Source organism: Mycetohabitans sp. B8, assembly GCF_021991875.1.
GTDB lineage: Bacteria > Pseudomonadota > Gammaproteobacteria > Burkholderiales > Burkholderiaceae > Mycetohabitans.
This window is the reverse complement of sequence record NZ_JAHLKR010000016.1, coordinates 67,812-93,652: the sequence shown is the minus strand read 5'-3', so window position 1 is coordinate 93,652 and position 25,841 is coordinate 67,812. Positions and strand designations below refer to the sequence as shown.

Annotated in this window: 21 protein-coding genes, 1 other RNA gene and 3 pseudogenes; 9 read left to right on the top strand and 16 right to left on the bottom strand. The window is 63.5% G+C overall.

Annotation, left to right across the window (positions count from 1 at the left end; all coding sequences use genetic code 11):
* Positions 1-37 precede the first annotated feature (37 nt).
* The 6 genes from KQH60_RS06470 to ndk form a co-directional block, all read right to left on the bottom strand.
* The gene (locus KQH60_RS06470) at positions 38-664 is read right to left on the bottom strand and encodes a tetratricopeptide repeat protein (RefSeq protein WP_237575691.1); all 627 of its coding nucleotides are present in this window, start codon (positions 662-664) and stop codon (positions 38-40) included.
* 23 nt (positions 665-687) lie between these two features.
* The gene (hisS, locus tag KQH60_RS06465; protein WP_237575690.1) at positions 688-2,025 is read right to left on the bottom strand and encodes a histidine--tRNA ligase; all 1,338 of its coding nucleotides are present in this window, start codon (positions 2,023-2,025) and stop codon (positions 688-690) included.
* Positions 2,022-3,389: a flavodoxin-dependent (E)-4-hydroxy-3-methylbut-2-enyl-diphosphate synthase gene (gene ispG / locus KQH60_RS06460; RefSeq protein WP_237575689.1), complete on the bottom strand. Its 1,368-nt coding sequence runs from the start codon at positions 3,387-3,389 to the stop codon at positions 2,022-2,024. The genes hisS and ispG overlap by 4 nt, the downstream gene beginning before the upstream one ends.
* A gap of 118 nt (positions 3,390-3,507) precedes the next feature.
* Positions 3,508-4,560, bottom strand: coding sequence for a helix-turn-helix domain-containing protein (locus KQH60_RS06455; RefSeq protein WP_237575688.1), 1,053 nt, complete (start codon positions 4,558-4,560; stop codon positions 3,508-3,510).
* Between the two features lie 268 nt (positions 4,561-4,828).
* Positions 4,829-5,968, bottom strand: coding sequence for a 23S rRNA (adenine(2503)-C(2))-methyltransferase RlmN (gene rlmN, locus KQH60_RS06450; protein WP_237575687.1), 1,140 nt, complete (start codon positions 5,966-5,968; stop codon positions 4,829-4,831).
* A gap of 104 nt (positions 5,969-6,072) precedes the next feature.
* Complete coding sequence (ndk, locus tag KQH60_RS06445) at positions 6,073-6,498, bottom strand: nucleoside-diphosphate kinase (RefSeq protein ID WP_237575686.1); 426 nt, start codon at positions 6,496-6,498, stop codon at positions 6,073-6,075.
* A 207-nt stretch (positions 6,499-6,705) separates the two neighbouring features.
* Between ndk and KQH60_RS06440 the strand changes: the two genes are divergently transcribed.
* Positions 6,706-7,407 carry a Bax inhibitor-1/YccA family protein gene (locus tag KQH60_RS06440; RefSeq protein WP_237575685.1) on the top strand — a complete coding sequence of 234 codons (702 nt, stop codon included), beginning with the start codon at positions 6,706-6,708 and terminating at the stop codon, positions 7,405-7,407.
* Positions 7,408-7,691: 284 nt separating this feature from the next.
* On the opposite strand, the gene rlmD is transcribed toward KQH60_RS06440, so the two are convergent.
* The 6 genes and pseudogenes from rlmD to surE form a co-directional block, all read right to left on the bottom strand.
* Positions 7,692-8,999, bottom strand: coding sequence for a 23S rRNA (uracil(1939)-C(5))-methyltransferase RlmD (gene rlmD / locus KQH60_RS06435; RefSeq protein ID WP_237576074.1), 1,308 nt, complete (start codon positions 8,997-8,999; stop codon positions 7,692-7,694).
* A gap of 345 nt (positions 9,000-9,344) precedes the next feature.
* A complete protein-coding gene (locus tag KQH60_RS06430) occupies positions 9,345-10,121 on the bottom strand; it encodes a 3'-5' exonuclease (protein ID WP_237575684.1) in 777 nt (258 codons plus the stop codon).
* Positions 10,118-11,014: pseudogene (rpoS, locus tag KQH60_RS06425) on the bottom strand (RNA polymerase sigma factor RpoS); the annotation flags it as partial. The pseudogene rpoS and the gene KQH60_RS06430, both read right to left, overlap by 4 nt.
* A 191-nt stretch (positions 11,015-11,205) precedes the next feature.
* The gene (locus KQH60_RS06420) at positions 11,206-12,099 is read right to left on the bottom strand and encodes a peptidoglycan DD-metalloendopeptidase family protein (RefSeq protein WP_237575683.1); all 894 of its coding nucleotides are present in this window, start codon (positions 12,097-12,099) and stop codon (positions 11,206-11,208) included.
* An 11-nt stretch (positions 12,100-12,110) separates the two neighbouring features.
* Complete coding sequence (locus KQH60_RS06415) at positions 12,111-12,983, bottom strand: protein-L-isoaspartate(D-aspartate) O-methyltransferase (protein WP_237576073.1); 873 nt, start codon at positions 12,981-12,983, stop codon at positions 12,111-12,113.
* The gene (gene surE, locus KQH60_RS06410) at positions 12,980-13,747 is read right to left on the bottom strand and encodes a 5'/3'-nucleotidase SurE (protein WP_237575682.1); all 768 of its coding nucleotides are present in this window, start codon (positions 13,745-13,747) and stop codon (positions 12,980-12,982) included. The genes KQH60_RS06415 and surE overlap by 4 nt, the downstream gene beginning before the upstream one ends.
* A gap of 114 nt (positions 13,748-13,861) precedes the next feature.
* Between surE and KQH60_RS06405 the strand changes: the two are divergent.
* Positions 13,862-14,263: pseudogene (locus KQH60_RS06405) on the top strand (zinc-binding dehydrogenase); the annotation flags it as partial.
* Positions 14,264-14,380: 117 nt separating this feature from the next.
* Here KQH60_RS06405 and recR read toward each other — a convergent pair.
* The 4 genes from recR to ffs form a co-directional block, all read right to left on the bottom strand.
* The gene (recR, locus tag KQH60_RS06400; RefSeq protein WP_237575681.1) at positions 14,381-14,983 is read right to left on the bottom strand and encodes a recombination mediator RecR; all 603 of its coding nucleotides are present in this window, start codon (positions 14,981-14,983) and stop codon (positions 14,381-14,383) included.
* Between the two features lie 70 nt (positions 14,984-15,053).
* Complete coding sequence (locus tag KQH60_RS06395; protein WP_237575680.1) at positions 15,054-15,380, bottom strand: YbaB/EbfC family nucleoid-associated protein; 327 nt, start codon at positions 15,378-15,380, stop codon at positions 15,054-15,056.
* 43 nt (positions 15,381-15,423) lie between these two features.
* Positions 15,424-17,961 carry a DNA polymerase III subunit gamma/tau gene (dnaX, locus tag KQH60_RS06390; RefSeq protein ID WP_237575679.1) on the bottom strand — a complete coding sequence of 846 codons (2,538 nt, stop codon included), beginning with the start codon at positions 17,959-17,961 and terminating at the stop codon, positions 15,424-15,426.
* A gap of 184 nt (positions 17,962-18,145) precedes the next feature.
* Positions 18,146-18,244, bottom strand: an RNA gene (gene ffs / locus KQH60_RS06385) — signal recognition particle sRNA small type.
* A gap of 231 nt (positions 18,245-18,475) precedes the next feature.
* Here ffs and trxA point away from each other — a divergent pair.
* The 7 genes and pseudogenes from trxA (at position 18,476) to KQH60_RS06350 (ending at position 25,830) form a co-directional block, all read left to right on the top strand.
* Positions 18,476-18,802, top strand: coding sequence for a thioredoxin TrxA (gene trxA, locus KQH60_RS06380; RefSeq protein WP_237575678.1), 327 nt, complete (start codon positions 18,476-18,478; stop codon positions 18,800-18,802).
* A gap of 214 nt (positions 18,803-19,016) precedes the next feature.
* On the top strand, positions 19,017-20,279 hold the full coding sequence (gene rho / locus KQH60_RS06375) for a transcription termination factor Rho (RefSeq protein WP_237575677.1): 1,263 nt from the start codon (positions 19,017-19,019) through the stop codon (positions 20,277-20,279).
* A gap of 175 nt (positions 20,280-20,454) precedes the next feature.
* Positions 20,455-20,886, top strand: a pseudogene (locus KQH60_RS06370) (MerR family transcriptional regulator); the annotation flags it as partial.
* Positions 20,887-21,152: 266 nt separating this feature from the next.
* A complete protein-coding gene (locus KQH60_RS06365; RefSeq protein WP_237576072.1) occupies positions 21,153-22,637 on the top strand; it encodes an MFS transporter in 1,485 nt (494 codons plus the stop codon).
* Positions 22,638-22,659: 22 nt separating this feature from the next.
* Positions 22,660-23,499: a M90 family metallopeptidase gene (locus KQH60_RS06360; protein WP_237575676.1), complete on the top strand. Its 840-nt coding sequence runs from the start codon at positions 22,660-22,662 to the stop codon at positions 23,497-23,499.
* Positions 23,500-23,614: 115 nt separating this feature from the next.
* Positions 23,615-23,881 (top strand): type B 50S ribosomal protein L31, encoded by a 267-nt coding sequence (locus tag KQH60_RS06355; protein ID WP_237575675.1) that lies wholly within the window; start codon positions 23,615-23,617, stop codon positions 23,879-23,881.
* A gap of 191 nt (positions 23,882-24,072) precedes the next feature.
* Positions 24,073-25,830, top strand: coding sequence for a glycosyltransferase family 39 protein (locus KQH60_RS06350; protein ID WP_237575674.1), 1,758 nt, complete (start codon positions 24,073-24,075; stop codon positions 25,828-25,830).
* Positions 25,831-25,841 lie beyond the last annotated feature (11 nt).

Sequence of the window (25,841 nt, the reverse complement as noted above, 5' to 3'; positions counted from 1 at the left end):
ATTGACGGGTCAATCGGAAATCGAGCCGCACGGGGCTTCAGCCACCGAGCGCATCGAGCTTGAATTGGATCAGCTGGCGCACGGACGAATCACCGTGCTCGAGCGCCGCCAGCGCGGTCTGATACGCGGCGCGCGCCTCGTCACGCTTACCCTGCGCAGCCAGCAGATCGCCGCGGCGATCCGCATACAGACCGCTGAACGCCGGCGGCGGCTCGGACAACAACTTTAAGCCCGCGTCATAAGCCTGCTCGTCGATCAACAGTGCGGCGAGCCGCAACCTCGCGACCGCCTTGAACGCGTCGCCGCGTGCCTGATCGACGACCCATTGCAACTGCCCTTTCGCGCCGGCCACGTCTGCTGCCGCATACAACGCCTTGGCTGCCGCCAGCGCGCTAAGCGGTGCATACGCGGTGCCACCGAAGCGCGCTTCCATGTCCGCCGCGACGCGCGCGATTTGCGCCTTGTCACCCGAGGCCACCGCTTGCTGGACCGTGTCATAGAACACCGCAGCCTGCGCCGCTTGGCGCCGCTGCCACCAGTTCCAACCGTTGTAGGCGGCCCCCGCCAGCAGCGCAGCGAGCACGAGCCAGGTCAGTGCATTGCCCCACTTCGCCCACCAAGCCTGCAGGTTGTCGAGGGTTTCTTGTTCGTGGTGGTAGCTCATCTAGTGAATACTCGCCTAGTCATTCATTTGTCGCCTTCGTCGGCGGGTGCAACCATCGCATCGATCAGGAATTCGGTCAAGCGTTCGGCCGGCACCCGTTGCTGCGCGCCATCCGCGCCCGCCGGATCGCCACGTAACGCCTTGATCGACACCTCGTCGCGCTGCACCTCGTCGTCGCCAAGGATCACCGCATACGCGGCACCGCTCGCATCGGCACGCTTCATCTGCGACTTGAAACTCGCCGGCGCGCCGTCGGCGCTGCAATGCAGGATCACATCCAACCCCGTGTCGCGCAGCCGCTCGGCGATCACGAACGCACGTTCGCGCGCCGCGTCACCCTGGTGTACGACGTACACATCGCAGCCTTCGTCGAGCGGCACCAATTGATTCTCGCGCAGCAGTTCCAGAATGCGCTCGACGCCCAGGGCCCAGCCGCAAGCCGGCGCCGGCTTGCCACCGAGTTGCTCGATCAGCGGATCATAGCGGCCGCCGCCGGCGACAGTACCTTGCGCGCCGAGCTTGTCGGTCACCCACTCGAACACCGTCAGGTTGTAGTAGTCCAGCCCCCGCACGAGCCGAGGATTGATCGTAAATGGGATGTTGTTTGCGTTCAGCAACCGTTGCACGCCTTCGAAATGTGCGAGCGACGCGTCCCCAAGAAAGTCGATCAGCTTCGGCGCATGCGTCGCAATGTCCTGCATCGCGGGGTTCTTCGTGTCGAGTACGCGCAACGGGTTCGTGTACAGCCGGCGCTTTGCATCATCGTCGAGCCACTCGACGTGCCGCTCCAGATACGCGATCAACTCGTTGCGGTGAGCGGCACGCTCGTGCGCCTGCCCGAGTGAATTGAGCTCGAGCCGGATGCCCGTAAGACCCAGATCGTCCCAAAGCCGCTGACACATCAGGATGATCTCCGCATCGGCGTCCGGACCCGCGAAACCGAGCGCCTCGACACCGACTTGGTGAAACTGCCGGTAACGACCGCGCTGTGGCCGTTCGTGGCGGAACATGGGTCCAATATACCAGAGCCGCTTCGGGCCATCGTACAACAGATTGTGCTCGATCGCCGCGCGCACCACGGCAGCGGTGTTCTCTGGACGCATCGTCAATTGCTCGCCGTTCAGCGAATCGACGAAGCTGTACATTTCCTTTTCGACAATATCGGTCACTTCGCCAATACCACGGGTGAACAATGGCGTATGCTCGACGATCGGCGTACGGATATTCTGGTATCCGTAGGCGCGCAGCATCGATTTGACCGTGCTCTCAAAAAACTCCCACAGGCCGGCGTCGCGCGGCAGGATGTCGTTCATTCCCTTGACGCCGGTCAGCTTCTCTAGCTTACGTTTCTGTTCTGTCATGTCGATTCAATGATGATCTGCGCTGGGGACTGTGCTTCGCACGCCACTTCACTCGCCACCGTCACGCCATAGGTGCGCTGGACATAGTCGTTGACGATATCCTGAAACTCCTGCGCGATACGCGCGCCGCGCAGCGTGGTCGTCTTCACGCCGTCGATGAACACGGGCGCGGCTGGATTCTCACCGGTTCCCGGCAAGCTGATGCCGATATTCGCGTGCTTGGACTCGCCGGGACCATTGACGATACAGCCCATCACCGCGACATTCATCGTCTCCACGCCCGGATACTGCTTGCGCCACACCGGCATCTGCGTGCGCAGATAGTTTTGAATTTGCGACGCCAATTCCTGGAACACCGTGCTCGTCGTGCGGCCGCAGCCTGGACACGCAATCACCATCGGCGTGAACGAGCGCAGCCCCATTGTCTGCAAAATCTCCTGGGCGACAATGACCTCATCGGTGCGCGAGGCGCCCGGCTCCGGCGTCAGCGAGACCCGAATCGTGTCTCCGATGCCCTGCTGCAGCAGCACTGACAGCGCGGCGGTCGACGCGACAATGCCCTTTGAACCCATGCCCGCCTCAGTCAGCCCGAGGTGCAACGCAAAGTCACAACGCAGCGACAGCGCTTGATAGACCGCGATTAAGTCCTGCACGCCGCTGACCTTGCATGAAAGCACGATGCGCTCGCGCCCCAAGCCAAGCTCGACAGCCCGTTCGGCCGAGCCGATCGCGGACTGGATCAGCGCCTCGTACATCACGCTTTGCGCGTCCCATGGCGTCGCACGCCGCGCATTCTCGTCCATCATCCGCGCAAGCAGGTCCTGATCCAGGCTTCCCCAATTCACGCCGATGCGCACCGGCTTATCATGGCGGATCGCCGCCTCGATCATCTGCGCGAATTGCGCGCCGCGCTTGGCACCCTGACCGACGTTGCCCGGGTTGATTCGGTACTTCGACAGCGCCTGCGCGCAATCCGGATACTCACGCAGCAGCAGATGGCCGTTGTAGTGGAAGTCGCCCACCAGCGGCACTTTCACGCCCATGCGGTCGAGCTGCTCACGGATCGCCGGCACCGCGGCCGCAGCTTCGGGCGTATTGACCGTGATGCGCACCAACTCGGAGCCAGCCTGCGCAAGCTCCTTGATTTGGATCGCGGTACCGATCGGATCAGCAGTATCGGTGTTCGTCATCGACTGTATGCGCACCGGCGCGCCACCGCCAATCGTCACCGTATGGTCCTGCCAACGCACCGTAACCGCATGCGTGCGGCGCCTTGGCGCAGAGCCGCAGAACACCGGTTCACCTGACGCGACCTGGCTTGCTACCGGCGCACCACCGGATTCAAACAGAATATTGGACTGCATCGAATTATCCGATTGCATGACACACTCATCCTATTGAGCACCGTGCGCGCGCTGCGACAGACGCACGACTGCACGGGGCTGGCCGTCACTGGTCTTGCCACGCGCCCCCTATCCTTCGTTACGGCAGACTGAAGCGCGCGACGTTACCCTGCGCGCCATCGTATTTCGCAGACGGAACCGGCTTGCCGTCGAGCACCATCGCCTCAATGCCTGCCTTGTTGCCCACGGTCACGCGAAACGGCGCAATGCCTTGTACACGTTTCTCGTCCCCCGCGCGCAGCAAGCCGGAAAATAACGGCTTGCCATCGCGCTGCCGTACGCTGAACCAACTGTCCTGCGACACCTTGATTGTTACCGCCGCCTCGCCGTCGGCCAGCACCAGTGGGGCCCCCAGCGCCGGCGACGCGTCGCCCGGCCGGGCATTGGCCGCAATCGCAGGCGACGCCGGCGCTGACGCGAGCGCCGTGGCCGTCGATGCCACGGGCAACGTGTCCGCGCCCGACGACGCATCAAGCGACGCGGGACGCGGTAATTCAGTCAGCGTGCTCGTCACCGACGCCGGCTGCACACTCGCCGGCGCGGCGTCACCGAAGTTGCCGGTCTGCGCCGCGGCGCCCGGCGATGCGCCGCCGTCGTGCTCAACCGCATCCGCGCCACCCGTCTTCAGGCGAGTGATCCAGCCTCCGCCCGCCTCGCCGCCGGTGCGCCATACCGCGATGACCGCCGCCAGCGCAATCGCGAACGCGACGATCCATACCCATGGCCGGCGCCTAGGGGCGCCCCCCAGATTCATCACGACACGGCCCCTGGGGAATCCCGCGCCACTGTACTTGGGCAGCGACAGTTCGGGCTCGATCGGCCTGCTGGTGCGTCGCAGCGTATCGGTCAGCGGCGTCGGATCGGCGCCGAGCATCTTCGCATAGCTACGCACCACGCCGATCGCAAACGTCGTATCCGGCAGATGGCTGTAATCGCCTGACTCCAACTCACGCAACTTGTGCGGCGCGACTTTCAGCCGCGCGGACACATCTTCGATCGACCATCGCTTGGCCTCGCGCAGCTTTTCGAGCTGCGCACCGACCTGCCGCGCGGACTCCGCCGCGGCGCCCGGATCTGGCCGTCTGGCCGTGACGCTCGAATCGTGCGGTGTCGGATGCTGCTGGTCACTCATCCCTAATTCCTCACTGGAATTCTTTTCGTTGCTCGCGGCGCCGCCGCGAGCTGATCTCGCCTCAACGATGAACCCTCCATGGAGCAACGCCGGCAAACCGCCGTTCGCCGGCACCGGCATGATTCAAATCATGCGTACGATCGCGACGCACGGCACAAAATCCCGCGACGCACGCAGCGAGCCACGAACGTCGCCATCCCAGCCCTGTCGGCACAAGCCCTCATTGTTGCCCCGTCCCACCTCCGCCCATACGTTATACCGCGCGCAGTTATACCGTGCGCACCCCGATCGACGCGAGACCGGTACGCGCGTCGCGCCGCATGCGCTCCGCCACGCGGGTACGATCACGGACCTCGCCGGCCAACTGCCCGCAGGCCGCGTCGATATCGTCGCCGCGCGTCCTGCGCACGGTCGTCACGACGCCAGCATCGATCAAGATCTGCGCGAACTGCTTGATCTGCTCCGGAGGGGAGCGCAACAGCCCGGACTCAGGAAACGGATTAAACGGTATCAGATTGAATTTGCACGGCACGTCGCGCGTCAGCGCGAGCAGTTGCCGCGCGTGCTCATCACTGTCGTTGACACCGTCCAGCATGCAATATTCGAACGTGAGGAAATCGCGTGGTGCAACACGCAAATACCGGTTACACGCTGCCATCAATTCCGCAAGCGGGTACTTTCGGTTCAGCGGCACCAACTCGTCGCGCAACGCGTCGTTGGGCGCGTGCAACGATACGGCCAGCGCCACCGGCAATTCAGCCGCTAGCCGGTCGATCATCGGCACAACGCCCGATGTGGACAGCGTCACGCGGCGACGCGACAACCCGTACGCGTGGTCGTCCAGCATCAGCCGCATGGCCGGCACCACCGCATCGAAATTCAGCAGCGGCTCGCCCATGCCCATCATCACGACATTCGTGATGACCCGTTCACCGGGAGCCAAGCCGCCGCGCGCCGTGCGCAACGCGAACTCGGCCATCCACAATTGGCCAACGATCTCGCCGACGCCGAGGTTACGCGAAAAGCCTTGCTTGCCGGTCGAGCAAAAGCGACAGTTCACCGCGCAACCAGCCTGCGACGACACACATAGCGTGCCGCGCCCCTGCTCCGGGATATACACGGTCTCGACCGCGTTGCCTTCGCCCACGTCAAGCAGCCACTTGCGCGTGCCGTCCGCAGACGTGTGGTCCTGCAGCACCACGGGATGACGAATCGATGCGCGGGTCTTCAGCTTGTCGCGCAGTGACTTCGCGAGATCGGTCATCGCGTCAAAATCGCTGACGCCACCGTGATGGATCCATCGCTGCAACTGGCGCGCGCGAAACGGCTTCTCGCCGAGGCTCGCGCAATACGCAACCAGGCCCGCAGCATCGAAATCCAGAAGATTGACCGTGTCAGTCATTGTCATGCCTGCCGTCTCAGATAGCGCTCCTCGCGGCGGCACACCGCGCCGCTGATCCAGCCTATGCCCGCAGGCGCGGGCATAGGCCAGCGCAGCCGGCTTACCGCCGCTCAGCGCGAGTAGACGTTCACTTCCGGAAAGAAGAAGGCGACCTCGACAGCCGCCGTTTCCGGCGCGTCGGAGCCATGCACCGCGTTGGCGTCGATGCTGTCCGCGAAATCCGCACGAATCGTGCCCTTTTCCGCCTTCTTCGGATCGGTCGCGCCCATCAGCTCACGATTCTTCACGATCGCGCTTTCGCCCTCGAGCACCTGAATCATGACCGGGCCCGACACCATGAATTCGACCAGATCCTTGAAGAAAGGCCGCTCCTTGTGCACCGCGTAGAACTTTTCCGCGTCCGCGCGCGACAGATGGACCATGCGAGCCGCGATGATCTTCAGCCCGGCATTCTCGAACCGGCTGTAGATTTGACCGATCACGTTCTTTGCGACAGCATCGGGTTTGATAATCGACAGGGTGCGCTCGATCGCCATTAAAAAAACTCCGGGAAAATAAGGAAGTTACGAAGTCCACCGAATCCGCCATTGTAGCATGAGCCGGTGTATCATTGGCGGGGGAACCCTTACACCACTGTAAGGCTCTAACATCACGTTATAGCTTGGCTGTCGGGCCGCCGCGATGAGGTGGCGAGCGACAGCGGCACAGTTTGTTTGCAAGTCAAGATAACGCAAGGAGAAACTATGGCTGACTCTCGTACCTACGGGTTTGGGCGTACCGGCACCGTCGTGTCGGCCGAAACGCGAAATAGGGTGCTGCGCAACACGTACTGGCTGTTGGCACTGTCGATGGCACCGACCGTGCTCGGCGCGTGGATCGGAGTGACCACCGGCTTTTCGCTATTCGCCGCCACCTCGCCGATGATGAGCGTGCTGGCTTTCCTCGCGATCGCGTTCGGCTTCATGTTCGCGATCGAGCGGACCAAGCACAGCGCAGTCGGCGTGTTCGTACTGCTCGGCTTCACGTTCTTCATGGGCCTGATGCTGTCGCGCCTGCTGAGCTTCATTCTCGGCTTCACGAACGGCCCGTCGCTGATCATGCTTGCGTTTGGCGGCACCGGTCTAATCTTCGCGGCGATGGCGACGGTCGCCACGGTCAGCAAGCGCGACTTTTCCGGCTTGGGCAAGTGGTTGTTCGTCGGCGTGCTCGTGCTGCTGCTGGCCTCGGTCGCGAATGTGTTCCTGCACCTACCGGCATTGATGCTGACGGTGTCGGTTCTGGCGATCGTCATCTTCTCAGCCTACATGCTGTTCGACGTGCAGCGCGTGGTCAACGGCGGCGAAACGAACTATATTAGTGCGACGCTGATGATCTATCTGGATCTGTACAACGTATTCACGCATCTGTTGGCGCTGCTCGGTATTTTCGGCGGCAACCGCAACTAAGCCGTCACGGCCCCGGCGCTGCGACGGCGCGCAGCGCACACCCAGTTAGGGAGCGCGGGGACCCGTCTCCGCGCTTTTTTTCGGCCGGCGCGTCCCAGCCGCCACCCTGTCGTCCGCACGCTGCCCTCACAGCGTACCACGTGCGCCGCCGGCGCGCGCCCCTGCTACCTTTTCGCCTGCCAGCGCGCGCCAGCCGCCTTCTGCGCTCGCCAACCGCGCTCCTGCCAGCTTTTCGCCCGCGAACCGCGCTCCTACCACTTTTTCCGCCCGCCAGCTGCGCCAGCTCACGCACGCTCGAAACAGGCAATCGACTCGACGTGCGACGTGTGCGGAAACATGTTCACGACGCCCGCACCAACCAGCCGATAGCCGGCCTCGTGCACGAGCAACCCGGCATCGCGCGCCAGCGTGGCCGGATTGCACGACACATAGACGATCCGCCCGGGCAAACACGCCGCGTCGCCGGTCTGCGCCAACTCGCCAAGCGCCTTAACCACGGCCAGCGCGCCTTCGCGCGGCGGATCGATGAGGAACTTGTCAAACCGGCCAAGCGCGTGCAAATCAGCGGCGCCCACCTCGAACAGGTTGCGCGTGGCAAACGCGGTGCGGGCCTCAAGACCATTGACACGCGCATTGGCCTGCGCGCGCTGCGTCAGTGCCTCACTGCCTTCGATGCCGACCACCTCACGCGCGCGCCGTGCCAACGGCAACGTGAAATTGCCCAGCCCGCAGAACAAATCCAGCACGCGATCGGTTTGCGCTGGCGCCAGCAGCCGCACCGCCTTGCCGACCAGCACCCGGTTGATCTGGGGGTTGACCTGCGTGAAGTCGGTCGGCTTGAACGGCATCCGAATATCGAACTCCGGCAGCGTGTAGGCCAGTTCAACATCGACCGGGTAGAACGGTGTGACGCTGTCCGGTCCCTTGGGCTGTAGCCAGAATTGCACGCCGTGCTGGTCAGCAAACGCGCGCAGCCGTGCCTCATCCTGCTCGGTCAGCGGCTCGAGCACCCGCAGTACCAGCGCGGTGAGCGCGTCACCGATTGCCAACTCAATCTGTGGCAACCGGTCCCGGATCGATAGTGACTCGACCAGCCGCCGCAACGGCACGAGCAGCGCCGACACGTGCGGCGGCAGCACGTCGCACCGCGTCATGTCAGCCACATAGCTGCTTTTCTTTTCATGGAACCCAACCAGCACGCCGCCCTTTTTCACGACGTGGCGCACGGTGAGTCGGGCACGATAGCGGTATCCCCATGAGGGACCGCCTATCGGCCGGTAGATCTGTTCCGCGCGCAGCTTGGCCAAGTGCGATAGATTGTCTTCCAGCACCCGCTGCTTGATCGCGATCTGCGCGCGCGCGTCCAAATGCTGCATCGAGCATCCGCCGCAGGTGCCGAAGAACGGGCATCGCGGCGTGGTGCGCATACCGCTGGCGCGCAATATCTTGACGATTTGCGCCTGCTCGTAGCTCGGCTTCTTGCGAAAGCTCGAGTACGACACAGTTTCGCCCGGCAACGCCCCCTCGACGAAGATGACCTTGCCGGGCACGCCCTGCTCGTCGACCTGCCGCCCCACACCGCGCGCCTCCATATCGAGCGACTCAATGTCAACCACGGGCGCGACGCGCGGCGCAGTCGCCGCGCTCGACAGCGTCGCGCGGGCATGGCTCGTGCCAATCGACACAACATTGGTCGACGCGGCGTCGGCCAATGTAGCGGCCTTCGGCTGTACGGTGTGAACCAACTTGAAACTTCCTAGTTTGTGACGAAACGCAAATTGTAGACTAGCGATGCTGGGCCCGGCATCTTTATCCATCATAGCAAAGCCCCTAATGCTAATCATGGACTGGACTATCCAATGGGTGCAGTATTGACGCTCATGCTCGAGCGCGATTGAAACGTGGTCACGGCGCGCTCGCGCGGCACGGCCGTGCCGTCAGCCGGCAAAGCCCGCCAGATAATCCCGCCAATGTGGCGCGCTTTCGCGGGTCAATGCGTCGCGCACCAACGCGACTTCGTCCTCGTAGTCTGCCGCGCTCAACACGCCGCGCATCCACTGAAAGCGGCAATACAGCAGATAGGTATTGACGACGTCCGTCTCGCAGTAGTGGCGGATCTCGGCAATGCGGCCCTGCCGGAACGCGTCCCATACTTGTGAGCCATCCATGCCCATCTTGCCCGGAAACCCGCACAGCTTGGCCAACGCGTCCAGCGGCGCGTTCGCGCGGGCGTTGTACATCGCCAGCACGTCCATCAAATCCGTATGACGGGCATGATACCGGCTGATGTAGTTATTCCATTTGAAGTCCCGGTCGCCGTCACCGAGGTCCCAGTATTTGGGTGCGACAACACCATTGACCAGCGCACGATAGTGTAGGACCGGCAAATCAAAGCCGCCCCCGTTCCACGACACCAATTGCGGCGTGTATTTCTCGATCACCCGATAAAACGACTGGATCAGCGCGGCTTCCGGATCCTGCGGCGTGCCCAGCGAGCGCACACGGAATCCGTCCCGATCACGGAACACGCACGAGATCGCGGCGACCCGCTGCAAATGCAGCGGCAGTAAATCTGAGCCTGTTTTCTCACGGCGCGCGGCAAACGCGCACTCGGCGACGTCGGCATCGGACATCGTCGCAGGCCATGACTCTAGCTTACGAATGCCAGCTACGTCCGGAATAGTCTCGATATCGAAGACGAGTACCGGGATCACAGCACGGCGTCCTTGGGCACGCCGTGGGAAGCAAAATAGCGCTTCAGGCGCATCAGTGCCTCTTGCTGAATCTGCCGCACACGTTCACGCGTGAGCCCCATCTCATCGGCCAGTTCCTCGAGCGTGACCGGCTCGATATTGTTCAACCCAAAGCGCCGCTCGATCACGTGGCGATGCTTATCAGGTAGGCGCGAGAGCCATATTCGTGTGAGCGTCTCCAGTTCGCGGTGCTGCACCTCAGCGTCCGGCGACTGGCTTTGCTCGTCCGACAGCAGATCCAGCAAGCTGCTGGCCGGATCTAACTCCAGCGGCGCGTCCAGCGACGCAGTGTGCTCATTGAGCGCAAGAATATCCGTCACCTCCTCGGGTGTCTTGCCAATCAGGTACGCGATATCGTCGATGCTCGCGTCATGGCGCTCGCCGGCGCCGCTCGCTGACGCACTGGCGGTCCGCTCCAGATGGCGCTTGGCGCGCAGCACCTGGTTCAACTCGCGGATCACGTGGACCGGCAGGCGCACGGTGCGTGCCTGGTTCATGATCGCGCGCTCGATGCTCTGGCGAATCCACCACGTTGCATAGGTCGAGAAGCGAAAACCACGCGTCGGATCGAATTTTTCAATCGCGTGCATCAGCCCCAGATTGCCTTCCTCGATCAGGTCCAGCAACGGCACGCCGCGATTCAGGTAGCCTTTCGCAATGCTGACGACCAGCCGCAGATTGCGCTCGATCATCATCTGCCGGGCGTCGAACTCCCCCGCCTTGGCCAGCCGCGAATAGCGCTGCTCCTCCTCGAGCGTCAACAACGGTTTCACACTGATGTGGTTTAGGTAGTGCTGGATCGTGTCAGCGGTCAGTTCAGCCTGCAGCAGCGTGCGAAAATCATCCGGATCAGGCTCCGCGACCACCGCCTCTTCCGCGGTGCCTTGCTCCGACACCGGCTCATCGTCCAGTCCGTGCTCGGCAGGCGGCTCGTCGGCGTGTCGCGCGACGCGCTCGCCGTCGTCCAACTCACCGGAGGTATCGCCAACGGGTTCCGACAGGTCGGTCGAAGGACGGCGCTTCGCTTTGGCCATAGTGGTTCGCTCTATTGCGGCGGAAGATATTTCATGGGATCGACAGGCTTGCCCTGCTTGCGGACCTCGAAGTGCAGCATCACCTTATCCGAATCGGTACTGCCCATCTGGGCAATCGTCTGGCCCTTGGTCACCGGGTCGCCTTCCTTAACCAGCAAGGTACGGTTGTGCGCGTACGCGGTCAGGTACGTCGCATTATGCTTGATGATAATGAGATTGCCATATCCGCGCAGTCCATTTCCCGCATAAACAACGCGTCCATCGGCCGCCGACTTCACCGGCGCACCGAGCGCGCCGCCGATGTTCACCCCTTTGTTCTTCGCTTCGTCGAACGGATTGAGCAGCGGGCCGCGCACCGGCCACGCGAAGTTGACGTTGCCGGCCGCCGCCTCCGGCTGTGGCGGAATCGAGGCGATCACCGGCGCCGAGCCGTAAGGCGGCGCGGCCATCGACAGCGTCGACGCGGCATCGGGTGCGGTTGAGCCGCCGAGCGGGCGCGACTGCACCGCCGCACCACCGAGCGGCGCGGCCGCGACGCCAGGCGACGAAGCCCCGACGTTGGCTCCCGGCGGCACGACCCGCAGCAACTGGTCGACTTCGATTTGGTTCGGGTTCGTCAGGTTGTTCCACGCCGCGATGTCGCGGTAGTTCTGCCCATTCTCGAGCGCGACCCGATACAGCGTGTCACCTGGCTTCACACGGTAGTATCCGGGCGGCGGTGGGCCCAATGGCACGGCCTGCGCCGATCCCACACCGGTGGTAGAAAGCGGCGCGCCGCTGCGGTCGATGACGGGAGCGGGCTCCAGCCGAGTCGAACACGCCGTCAGCATTGCTAGCGCGGCAGCCACACAAACCGTTCGCTGGATCGTCACCAGACTCGCATTCACGCTTTCACTCCGCAACATGCTGTTCAACGTCAAATCACTCCCGATTTTAAGGGGACAAAGAAAACTCGATCAAGCTGTGACTCACGCCACTGCGCGCTGGACACGCGCTCGACCAGCGTGAGCACCTGTTCGTTGCCGCTGCGTGAGCCCACCGGCGCTACCAGGCGGCCGCCGATGGCCAATTGCTCGAGTAGCACGGCCGGCACATCGAAGCCCGCGGCGGCGATCACGATGGCGTCGAACGGCGCGGCGCTTGGCAAGCCGAGCCGCCCGTCGCCGTAATGCAGCCGGATGTTCGGCACGCGCAACGGACGCAGGTTCGTTTTCGCCCGCTCGTACAATGGCTTGACGCGTTCGACCGAATACACATCGCGCGCCAGGTGGCTCAACACGGCCGCCTGATATCCGCAGCCCGTGCCGATCTCCAACACGTTCTCCAGCGCGCGCCCGGCTGCCGCCAACTCCAGCATGCGCGCAACCACCGATGGCTTGGAGATCGTTTGCTGATACCCGATGGGCAGTGCAGCATCCTCATAGGCCTGCGCAGCAAGCGCGGGATCGACGAACTGGTGCCGGGGTATCGCCGCGAGCGCGGCAAGCACGCGTGCGTCGGCGACGCCACTCGCGCGCACGCGTTCGACCATCCGTTGCCGAACACGTTCCGAAGTCAGCGCCAGTTGCGTGGGCAAGGGTACGTGTGCGGGCGCGGCCGGTATCATCTTGTCGGAAAACGACCGCATCCGTTCGACGCCTTCGCGCGTGCGCGCGCCGCCCGGCATCGGCTTAGTCGAGGCGCTGGCGGATGCGGCCCCCGCCGCGCCGGGCAGGGCTCGCGCACCGCGCGACTCGCGCATCACGTCGGACAGTCCGAGCGGGAACTGCTTGGCGCGCCCGGCGCTCATGCAGGCTGCCCCGGCTGCCGCCAACCGCGCGTCCATTCGCGTAGCGCCGGAAGCAATCGCGTATCGGTTAGATCCAATTGCAGCGGCGTAAGCGAGATATCGCCGGCCGCCACCGCGTGAAAGTCCGTGCCTTCGCTCGCATCGAGCGCGGCGCCGGCCGCTCCGATCCAGTAGAGCGGCTCACCGTGCGGATTGCTCGCGCGAATCACCGGCTGCGACGGATGCCGCTTACCGAGCCGCGTGACGCGCCAGGTTCCCATTTCAGCGTACGGCCGGTTCGGAATATTCACATTCAGCAGCGTATGCGCGGGCAATGGCACGCGCAACCCATACTGCACGATATCCGCAGCCACGCGCGCAGCCGCATCCAGATGCGCCCAATCCTTGTCGACCAGCGAGAACGCTATGGACGGCACGCCGAACAGGAACCCCTCGGTGGCTGCCGCGACGGTACCCGAATAGAGCGTGTCTTCGCCCATGTTCTGCCCATTGTTGATGCCGGACACCACCAAGTCTGGCTTGCCATCGAGCAGGCCAGTCAGCGCCACGTGCACACAATCAGTCGGTGTGCCGTTCACGTAGCGAAAGCCGTTTGCGGCAGTGAAGACGGACAGTGGCCGCCACAGCGTCAGTGAGTTGGATGCGCCACTGCAGTTGTGCTCTGGCGCCACTACAACCACGTCGCCCAATGGCGCGAGTGCTTGGTGGAGCGCTGCGAGCCCGGGCGCCAAATAACCATCGTCGTTGCTGAGCAGAATCTTCATCAGGCGATTGTAACCGAGGATGTTTCGCCAACGGATGGCAATCGAGCACACCACTCGATCATGCGACGCACAGCAGCGGTGGTTCCGGCCGCTGGGCCGCACCGAATAAAAGGCACGAGCGTTCGCTTGCGCAAACGGCTCAGGGCGCTGACCAGCGGCCGCGGGCCGGACGTGATCTATGACCCGGTCGGCGGCGGCTATGCCGAACCGGCGCTTCGCGGCATTGCATGGCGCAGTCGCTATCTGGTCGTGGGTTTCGCCAACGGCGAGATCCCGAGGCTGCCGCTCAACCTCGCGCTGCTTAAGGAGGCCAGCATGCTTGGCGTGTTCTGGGGCGAATTTGTGCGGCGCGAGCCGCAGCGCAACGCCGTGGCGGTCGCACACATGCTCGATTGGCGGCGCGACGGTAAGTTGCGTCCGCATATCTCGGCACGCCATGCACTCGAGGACACACCACGCGCGTTGCAGGAGATGGCCGCACGGCGTGTGACCGGCAAGGTGCTGATCACGCCGTGAGCCGTGAAAGGCCGGCGATCAACGTACCCAGTTCAAGGACCTGGATGCCGGTCAGTGGCCCCGAGGATATCCCCATGCGTCTCCTTCAACTCGTTCGACTTGATCGACGACACGCATTCAGACCGAACGCCGGTCCAGTACCGCGCGGGCGATCGTGCCGGCGTCGACATATTCGAGCTCACCGCCGACGGGCACGCCGCGAGCCAGCCGCGTGACCGTCAGGCCGCGCGCCTTAAGCATCTGGCCTAGGTAATGGGCAGTCGCCTCGCCTTCATTCGTGAAGTTGGTGGCCAGCACGACCTCTTTGACCACGCCGTCGGTTGCCCGGCGCATCAGCCGATCGAAATGGATCTCGCGCGGCCCGACGCCGTCAAGCGGGCTCAAGCGTCCCATCAGCACAAAATAGAGCCCACAATAAGCGAGCGTCTGCTCGAGCATAACCTGGTCGGCGGGTGTCTCGACCACACACAGCAGCGTCGGATCGCGCTGCTCGTCGCTGCACAGCTCGCAAAGGTCGCGCTCGGTGAACGTGTTACATCGCTCGCAATGCTTGAGCACCTGCGTCGCGTGCAGCAGCGATCGCCCGAGCCGCCGCGCCCCGTCCCGGTCATGCTGCATCAGGTGATAGGCGATACGCTGCGCGGACTTCGGTCCGACACCAGGCAACGTGCGCAGCGCTTCGATCAGCGCGGCCAGTGCGGACGGCGGCTTTACGTTCATGGGCGTCGCGCGCCAACGCGCGCCGGGAGTCGACGTTCGACACACGCCTTCATCAACGACGCACGCAAAATCAGAATGGCAGCTTGAAGCCCGGCGGCAGCGGCAGCCCCGCGGTCATACCGGACATTTTCTCCTGCGCTGTCGCCTCCGCCTTGCGCACCGCATCATTGAACGCGGCAGCGACCAAGTCCTCGAGCATGTCCTTGTCGTCGGCCAACAGGCTCGGATCGATCGTGACACGACGCACTTCGTTTTTGCAGGTCATCGTCACCTTCACGAGACCGGCGCCGGACTGGCCTTCGATCTCAATCTGCGCGAGCTGATCCTGCATCTTCTTCATGTTTTCCTGCATTTGCTGCGCCTGCTTCATCAAGCCGGCGAGTTGGCCCTTCATCATCATGGAACTCCTTCGAATAGCGGGGGAATGCTGCGTTGGTCGGTCATGCGGCGGATGCGCGGTGGTCGGCGCCCAGCGGGCGAATCGAGCCCGGCACGATCGTCGCGCCGAACTCGCGGATTAGCGTCTGCACGAACGGGTCCGCGTTGATCTCGCGCTCGGCTTGCTGCTGTTGCCGCGCGCGCCGCGCGGCCTCCACGGCCGCGGCCGTGCGGCGTGCGGGGCCAACCGACACAGCCACGCGCACTGACCTGCCCAGCGCCGCTTCGAGCGCGGCCTTCAGCTTGCCGGCGTGCGCTGCGTCCGCATATTGCGGCACCGGCACGCACAATGTCAGCTCGTCACCGTCGCACGCCATGAGCTCACTGTGAAACGCAAGCTGGTAGGCGATGCCGCTGAGCGACAGCGATGCGGCCAATGTCGGCCAATCGCTGTCGTAGCCGAGCGGCGCAAGGGACACAGCCGGCGGCAACGGCGTGTCATCGACTGGCGCCGGCGGCTGCACGGCAGCCGGCACGTCGGGCGCCGTGTCATCCGCCAGCGCGGCGAAATTGGGCTCGCCAACCTCGAACGCGCTGTCATACGCGGACAGCGGCACGAACTCGTCGTCGGGCGGCGTATCGTCCCAGGGCGCCACCGCCGGCGTCGATGCGCGAACAGCGCCTTGTGCGTCGCCCGCGCCAGGGGTCGCGCCAGACACGCGCGCCGCGCCACCTGGCGCGGCAGCGCCCCGCTGCTGGCCGTCGCGGCGCGGCGCCGAGCGCCGAGTGCCGGCGCTGGCCGCTAGCCGTTCGGCAAGTTGGGCTGCTGCGGATGCCGCTTTCGCGCGAGGCGGCGCGGCGCCGCCGTCGCCGCTCGCGCCCGGCGCTGTCGTCGCCTCAGATCGGATAGCGCTCGACGCGGCCGCCGGCGCACGGCCGCGCTCGCTTGTAGCGCGGATTCCCTTACCCCGCAGCATGCCAAGCGCCGCGCTGGCCGGACTGCCGGCGCGCGATGAGTCTGGGAGCGATGGAACCGATTGTGGCAACGAGAAAGCGGCAACGTCCTCCTTCAACGCGGGCTGGCTTGGAGCGGCCTCAACCGCATCCGTCGAACCATCGTCCGGATAGGGCGCGCCCGTCCCGTTCGGCTGCGTTTGGGCCGCGCCCATGCCGGTCGCATCAGTCCTGATCGTGCGCGCCTGCGTCGCGTTCGCGCGCGCCACCTTCGTGTGGCCCTCTTCCGCCTGCATCGCCTCACCCGCGTCAGCCTCGCCGTGTACATCCGCAGGCACGCCAGGCGAACGTGCGGCCGTTTGCACCGCCTCGGCGGCATGGATCGGCATGGCGAGCGCCTGCGTCGCTGCGCGGGCGTGCAAGCGCTGTGCAGGTTCGCGTTGCGCGGTGCCGGCAGCGCGCGCGGCACCGGCTGCCGGGCCACCGCCGATCCCCGGCGTGTTCACCGCCGGTGTACCGGCTGCCGGCGGCATATCCGCCGGCGCAGCCCCGCGTGTCGCGTCGATAGTACCGAACGCCAGCATGCGCAACAACGCCATCGTGAACCCAGCGTACTCGTCTGGAGCCAGCCCCAGTTCAGCGCGACCAATCGTCGCGATTTGGTAATAAAGCTGCACGGCTTCGGGCGTCAACTGCCCCGCAAAACGTCGGATGTCCGCTGCCTCCGGCCATTCATCCAGCACCGAATCGGGCACCACCTGCGCCCATGCAATCCGATGCAGCAGGCTGGACAAATCCTGCAGCGCGGTCGAGAACGACAGGCTGCGCGCGGCCATCTCGTCAGCCACCGAGCGCACCGCGACGCCGTCGCGCACGGCGACCGCATCCAGCAAGCGCACCAAATAGCTTTGGTCCAGTGCGCCGAGCATGCCCCGCACGGCCTGCTCGGTCACCGCGCCTGCCGCGTACGCAATCGCCTGATCGGTCAGCGACAGCGCATCGCGCATGCTGCCGTCCGCGGCGCGCGACAACAGGCGCAGCGCCTGCGTCTCGAAACCGATCCCCTCATCGGCCAGGATATGCTCCAGATGCGACACGATATGGCCTGCCGGCATCTGTTTAAGGTTGAACTGCAAACAGCGCGATAACACGGTGACGGGAATTTTCTGCGGGTCCGTCGTCGCGAGAATGAACTTCACATGCGCCGGCGGCTCCTCGAGCGTCTTGAGCATCGAGTTAAACGCGTGATGGGTCAGCATGTGCACTTCGTCGATCATGTAGACCTTGAAGCGCGCATCGACCGGCGCGTAGACGGCGCGCTCAAGCAGTGCGGCCATCTCGTCGACGCCCCGGTTGCTGGCTGCGTCCATTTCAACGTAGTCGACGAAGCGCCCTTCGTCGATTTCGCGACACGCCTTGCATACGCCGCACGGCGTGGCGGTAATGCCGGCCTCGCAATTGAGCGCCTTGGCCAAGATCCGCGACAGCGTGGTCTTGCCGACGCCGCGCGTGCCGGTGAACAAATAAGCGTGATGCAGCCGCTGCGCTTGCAGCGCATGGGTGAGCGCGCGCACCACGTGCTCCTGGCCAACGAGCGACGCGAAATCCCTGGGCCGCCACTTGCGTGCGAGAACTTGATAGGTCATCACGAAATTGTATCAGTAACGCTCGCGCGCACCGCGCGTGAAATTGCGCCGCACGCTGCCGGATGCAGGCGTGGTGGGCGAAGAGGATCGCGCGTAGGCATTGGCGCATCACGCGTATGCATGCTGCGCTGACAGCGGGAACGACGGAAGCGGAACAGCCTGATCGGGTGATCAGAAAAAGGAAGGTGACGAGCCCAACCCTCGGCACTGGCGGAAAACGGCTGTGGCTGCTTCGTTCCCGACCTGACCAAGTTGACCGCGCCGCCATGCGAGGAGGCCCGTCACGGCGTATTCTAGCACTGGATTGCACCGCAACGCCACCGCGCACGACGAAGGACGAATTACGTTAAGATGACGGCTGAACGACCTGTGAACGGGCGGGCTGATTCCCCGTTACGGCTTCGCGAGGGCCGCCGCGCGGCAGCAGCATGCCGCCGGGCGGGTTTTTGGATATCGGGCAGATCGGGGGGCCATCATGAAGCCAAGCCCCGGAGCCTTTAGAGGTAACGCGATAATGAGCGAACAAATCAAGCACATCACCGATGCTTCTTTCGAACAGGACGTCCTCAAGGCGGACAAGCCCGTCCTTCTCGACTTCTGGGCGGAATGGTGCGGGCCGTGCAAGATGATCGCGCCGCTACTGGACGAGGTGGCGCGCGACTACGGCGACCGTCTGCAGGTCGCGAAGATCGATGTCGACCAGAATCCGACGACGCCGGCCAAGTTCAGCGTGCGGGGTATTCCGACTTTGATCCTATTCAAGAACGGCGTGGTGGCCCAGACGAAGGTCGGCGCATTGTCGAAGGCCCAAATCACGGCGCTGATCGACAGCCATATCTGAGCCCCGCGGCAGCGTCCGCGCCGATGCGGCACTCGTTGCATCCTTGCAACAAGCGCCGCATCGGGGCCATACTTGAATTTACATAGCCATGCTATGCTAATATTAGAAAAACTGAATACGTTTTAAAATCGTATAACGTCCTAACCGGGCCCGTCGCCCGACGACCTCCCTCCCCTTTCTGTCGCTTCTCCTCTTTCCCTGGCGGGATTCCTGTATGCATTTATCTGAGCTCAAGTCGCAACACGTATCCGCTTTGATCGAAATGGCCAATGGCCTGGAGATTGAAAACGCGAACCGCCTGCGCAAACAGGAGTTGATGTTTGCCATTCTGAAAAAGCGCGCCAAGACGGGTGAAACCATCTTCGGCGACGGCACCCTCGAAGTGCTGCCGGACGGTTTTGGCTTTTTACGCTCGCCCGAGACGTCTTATCTGGCGAGCACCGACGACATCTACATCAGTCCGTCGCAAATCCGCCGCTTCAACCTGCACACCGGCGACACGATTGAAGGCGAGGTACGCACGCCGAAGGACGGCGAGCGGTATTTCGCGCTGGTCAAGGTCGACAAAGTCAACGGACAGCCGCCCGAGGCCTCGAAACACAAGATCATGTTCGAGAACCTCACGCCGCTGCATCCGAACAAGCCGCTGTCGCTTGAGCGCGACATGCGCGGCGAGGAAAGCATCACCGGCCGCATCATCGACATGATTGCACCGATCGGCAAGGGCCAGCGTGGACTGCTGGTCGCGTCGCCGAAGTCAGGCAAGACCGTGATGCTGCAGCACATCGCGCATGCGATCAAGTCAAACCATCCGGACGTCACATTGTTCGTGCTGCTGATCGACGAGCGCCCGGAAGAAGTGACTGAAATGCAGCGCTCGGTGGCCGGCGAGGTGATTGCGTCCACGTTCGACGAACCCGCGTCGCGTCACGTGCAGGTCGCCGAAATGGTGATTGAGAAGGCCAAGCGGCTGGTCGAGATGAAGCACGACGTGGTAATTCTGCTGGACTCGATCACGCGGCTCGCACGCGCCTACAACACCGTCGTGCCAGCCTCAGGCAAGGTTCTAACCGGCGGCGTCGACGCCAACGCGCTGCAACGCCCGAAGCGCTTCTTCGGTGCGGCGCGCAACGTGGAGGAAGGCGGTTCGCTGACGATCATCGGCACTGCGCTGATCGAAACCGGCAGCCGCATGGACGACGTGATCTATGAGGAGTTCAAGGGCACCGGCAACATGGAGGTGCATCTGGAACGGCGCCTCGCGGAAAAGCGGGTCTATCCGTCGATCAACTTGAACAAATCGGGCACCCGTCGCGAGGAATTACTGATCAAGCCCGAAATCCTGCAGAAGATTTGGGTGCTGCGTAAGTTCATCCATGACATGGATGAAATCGAAGCCATGGAATTCCTGCTTGACAAGCTGAAGCAGACCAAGAGCAATTCAGAGTTCTTCGACATGATGCGCCGCGGCGGTTAAGCACAACACGCGCGTCACTGACCCACAAAAAACCGCCGGCCTTGCCGGCGGTTTTTATTGGGCCGACAGCTTACAAAACACATCGCCAGCAGGTGGGCCGGCCTCGAGCAACCTGAACGTGAACGTACAGGTTTATGTATAATGGGCCTTTCCCGTCTTCGAGCCAAACTGCGCGATGCGTGCCGCCGATCCCCGTTGCGCGCTGGTGACTGTCAGCGAAGCCGCTACCCGGCTCGGCGTGACACCACGCACGCTCAAGTACTACGAGGAACTGGGACTGGCAACGCCCACCCGCAGCAAAGGACGTTACCGGCTATACGAGCAGGCCGATCTTGATCGCTTCGCGCGCATCTTGCGGATGCGCTCATTGGGCTTTTCGCTCACGGCGATCACCGAGTTGCTGAAGCTGCCGTTCGAAGCGCCAGCCGACGCAGGCCGCCCGCGTCTCTCGCCTGCCGCGCTCGCTGCATGGCGCGCCTCGCTGGCCATGCAGTTGGACATCCTGGATCGACGTGTCGCTCACGCGCGCAATGAACTGAAGGCCGCACAAGCGCTACGGACGCAGTTACAGCACGACCTGGCGTATGTCGACCAGCGACTGGCTGGCGCCCCGGTGGACGTTGCGCTACAGCGGCGCAACGCGCGTGGCGGCGTCCATGAGCGGGACGGCACGAAGACGGCACCGGCCAGCGAAACCGCCAGCTCAATCAACACGGGCCACCAGAGCCGGGCCATACGCGATGCCGATGCGGCGCTGGCTCGTCAGCGTCCAGTACCCCGCCCCGCGCCACGCGGTCCGGGCCACGGCGGCAACCGATGAACGCCGCTTTGGCAACCGGCACCGCACACGCTCCCTACCGCGGCAACGCGGTGATGTCATGGGTGCTCGCGGCGGTCATCGGGCTAGACTATTTCGACAACGCCATTTTTTCGTTCTTCGCCACCTACATCGCCGGCGGCCTCAACGCTTCCCCCGACGAACTGGTGTGGGCCTCAAGCGCCTACGCGCTGGGCGCCGTGCTGGGCATCCTGCAACAGCATTGGTGGGTCGAGCGCATCGGCTATCGCCGCTACATCGCTGGATGCATGGGCTTCTACAGCGCCGGCGCCCTGCTGGCGGCGCTCTGCGACAATTCCACACAACTGCTGTTCGCGCGAGGCCTGCAGGGCTACTTCGTGGGTCCGATGCTCGGCGCGTGCCGGATCCTGATCCAGCTCAGCTTCACCGAGCAGCGCCGAGCCGGCGCACTGCGGATGTTTCTTACGCTAATCGTCTTCGGCAGTGCGCTCGCGCCAATCGCCGGTGCATGGCTGGTGTCGCATTTCGACTGGCGGGCACTGTTCGCCTGCACCGCGCCCGCGGGCTTCGTGCTCGGCGCGCTTGCGTTGTTATCGCTGCCCGATACCGGAGACGTCGACCCGGCACACCGCACCGAGCCGCACTACTGGGCCTATCTGGTTTTCGCATTCGCGCAAGCCGCATTGCAGATCGTCATGACGCAGTTGCGCTTCCAGTTGTTCACCGGCTCGCCCGGCTTGATTGTATTGACTGTTTGCGGCCTTGCCGGGCTCGCCTGGTTTATCTATCACCAATGGCATCACCCGGCGCCGCTGGTGCGCCTGCACGTGCTGCGCGAGCCTACATTTCAGGTCGGACTGGTGCTCTATGTGTTCTACTACTACTTATCGACGGGGTTCAGCTATCTGCTGCCCCGGCTGATGGAACGCGGACTGGGTTTCACGATCGAGAGCACGGGATATTTTAACGGCGTCACCTCGTTGATATCTGGCATGCTGCTCTTCGTCTACCTGCATTATTCAAAGCGCATGCCGCGCAAGAAATGGCTCATCGTGCCCGGATTCGCGCTCGCGGCACTGGCCGCGCTGTGGACGGCGCAGATGTCGCCACAGGTCGGCCGCGACGCACTCGCCGCTCCGCTGCTACTGCGCGGCCTGTTGCTGTTGTTCATCGTGCTGCCGGTCGCGAACCTGACCTTCCGCGTCTTCGAGATCGAGGCGTTCACCCACGGCTACCGGTTGAAAAACCTGGTGCGGCAACTGGCCATCTCGTTCGCCACCGCGTCGATCATCATTCTCGAACAGCATCGACTCGCGCTGCACGAAACCCGCCTCGTCGAAGCCGTCAATCCGTACAATCCGGCTTTTTCCGCGGCATTGAACACGCTGAGCCGGAGCGTGCTCGCCAGCGGCGATTCGCACAGCGTCGCCGTCGCGCTGCTCGCGCGCAGTGTCGCACAGCAGGCGAATTTCCTGGCTTCGCTGGACGGCTTTTACTTTCTTGCCGCGGTAGCGGTGGTTGGCGGGTTGTTTGCCGCATGGCAGCGTGCATTGAATTGAATCGCGGACGGAACAGGACACCATGTTCGGCAAACTCTCCGACTGGCTCGGGCGACGCCGCCGCGAGCGCGCGTTGCGCGAGTTCGCGATTTCGGACGCGCTATGGGCACACACCTGCGCACGACTGCCCTTCCTAAGCTACTTAACCGACAGCGATCAGGCACGGCTACGCGAACTGGTCAGCCTGTTCCTTGCACAAAAGACGTTTACAAGCGCACACGAGCTCGAGTTGACCAACGAGATCTGCGTGGGCATTGCCGCGCAGGCCTGCCTGCCGGTGCTGAACCTGGGCTTGGAGTTGTATCGTGGATGGGTCGGCATCATCGTGTACCCGGGCGAGTTCGTGGTCCGCAAGAGCGTCGAGGACGAAGCCGGCGTGGTCCACGAGATCATGCAGAATGCCAGTGGCGAGGCATGGGAAGGTGGCCCGGTGATCCTGTCTTGGGAAGACGTGCAGATGACCGGCGGCAGCGATGCGTACAACGTGGTGATCCACGAGTTCGCGCACAAGATCGACATGTTAAATGGCGATGCCGACGGTCATCCGCCACTGGTTCGCCGCTGGCATGCGCAGTTGGGGCGCACCGAATGGGACGACATTTTTGACAATGCGTACGATCAATTCTGCGCGCGCTTGGACGCGTTTCCACCGCACCGCTGGGCGCGCCTGGAGCGCGATTCGCTGATCGACCCGTATGCAGCCGAACACCCGTCGGAATTCTTCGCGGTCTGCAGCGAGGCGCTGTTCGTGCGGCCACACGCCTTCGCCGAGCAGTATCCGCAGCTATACCAGCTGCTCGCACGCTATTACCGGCAGGATCTGGCCGGCACCGGGGTCCTGAAAAATTCGTCAACCGACTGATTTTCGGGCATAATTCTGCCTTTTCCACCTTCGGAAAGTGGCTCGCGCACCGGCAGCGGACTGTCGGCAGGGTGACGCGGCGGGCTGGCTACCGCTTGAAACCAAGGAACGTATCATGAAGAAAGGCATTCACCCCGATATCCGCGAGGTCGTGTTCCAGGACATGTCCAGCGGCAAGACGTTCATCATCAGTTCAACGATCCAGACGCGTGAGACGATCGAGCTCGACGGCAAGACCTATCCGCTCGCGAAGGTTGAAGTGTCTTCCGAATCGCACCCTTTCTACACGGGCGAGCAGAACAAGCTCCTGGATACGACCGGCCGCGTCGAGAAGTTCCGCCAAAAGTTCGGCAACCGTGCCGGCGCAAAGGTCGCGAAGTAAGCCCGGCCGCGGAGCGGCCGCCCTTGCGGGCGGCCACCCCGGTACCTGGCAACGCCGCTTGCGGCACGCCGCGCAGGCCGGGACAGTTTCCACCAAGGGCAGCCGAGGCTGCCCTTTTCTATCTGACGACGCCGCGCGACGCGACTACAATGCTGAGTCGCCGATCACAAGAATAGGTCCAATCGCCACGCATGAGACCCGTTGTCCGACTCACGGCCTCGGCCACCCGTGCCCTGCCACGCTGGGCCTTGCTGACGATTTGCGTCGTCTATGCAGCATTCGGCCTGTTTGGCCGTGATCCTTGGAAAAACGAGGATGCCGCCGGCTTCGGCGTCATGTGGACGATGGCAAGCGGCAGCTGGCGCGATTGGCTGCTACCGAACCTGGTCGGCAAGCCCGTGACGACGGATGGACCGCTTGCCTATTGGATCGGCGCCTTCTTCATCCGATGGCTGGATCCGCTGGTCGATCCGAGCAACGCATCGCGCCTCTACACCGGTATGTTTTTCTGCATGACCTGCGCGTTCGTCTGGTATGGTGCATACCTGCTTGGCCGACGCCCAGAAGTGCAGCCGTTCAAATATGCGTTTGGCGGCGAACCGTTGCCGCAGGACTACGGGCGCACGTTGGCCGATGGCGCGCTGCTGATCGTGCTGGGTTGCTTCGGACTGGCCGAACGCGGTCACGAGACGACGCCGCAAATCGCTGAAATGACGGCGGTCGCCCTGCTGCTGTACGGGCTAGTGCGCAGCCTGGACAAGCCGTTGCAAGGCGCGGCGTGGGCCGGGGTTGCGCTGGGTGGCATCGCATTCGCGGGCAATCCGGTGCTGGCAACCGCATTGCTCGTGTCAATCGTTGCAACGGTCTGGCTGGTTCACGGTGTCCAGATTAAACCGTTTGTCGTGACCGCAATGCCGTTGGCCCTCGCGCTGGGGCTGGCATGGCCGCTGGCCACGCTATGGGCATTCCCAGCGCAGGCACCGGATTTCTTACGCGTGTGGTTCCACGGCAACTTCGATGCGTATTCCGGGCCACCGTCCAAGGTGCTGTTCTACGCGATCAAGAACTTGCCCCTGTTTACATGGCCCGCATGGCCCCTTGCGATCTGGTCTTGGTACAGCTGGGGTGGACTGCGTCGCGCACCGCATGTGGCGATTCCGATGTCCGTGTTCTGGCCACTGCTGGTACTGGTCGTTTTGCAGAGCCATCAAACCAACCGTTTTTTCATGCTGCTAATCCCGCCGCTCGCGATGCTCGCCGCATTCGGCCTGCCCACTTTGAAGCGCGGCGCGATCAACGCGATCGACTGGTTCGCGGTGCTCAGCTTCACGATCCTCGGCTCTTTCGTATGGCTGGTCTGGCTCGCGAGCTTGACCGGCTTCCCGCATCCGCTGGCCCGCAACCTCACACGACTGGTGCCTGGATTCCAGCCCGAATTCGCACCTCTGTCGTTCCTGTGCGCGCTTGTCGTCACGCTCGGCTGGATCGCATTGGTACGCTGGCGCATCTCGCGGCATCCGAAGGTGATCTGGCGCAGCGTCGTGCTGACCAGCGGCGGCACGACGCTGATGTGGGTGCTGCTGATGACGCTATGGTTGCCCGTGGTGAACTACAGCCGGACCTACCGCGACGTCGCCACGCAAATCGCCACGCATTTGCCGCCTGACTATGCGTGTATCCGGCCGGTGCGCCTGGGCAACGCCCAATTGGCAACCTTTGCGTACTTCGGCAATATGCGCTTTGCATTTGGCGATGAGGATTGCGACGTACTGCTGCGACAGGACACGCACGATTTCAGCGCGCCGGCCACCCTGTCGCCATACGCATGGCACCTCGCGTGGGAAGGACGCCGAGCCGCGGATCGCGACGAGTTATTCCGGTTATATGTCAAGGTTGAACGCCCGAAGGCGCCACCGCAACGGGGTGTAAGGCGTCGCACGGACCCATAGTCAGCCCTCAA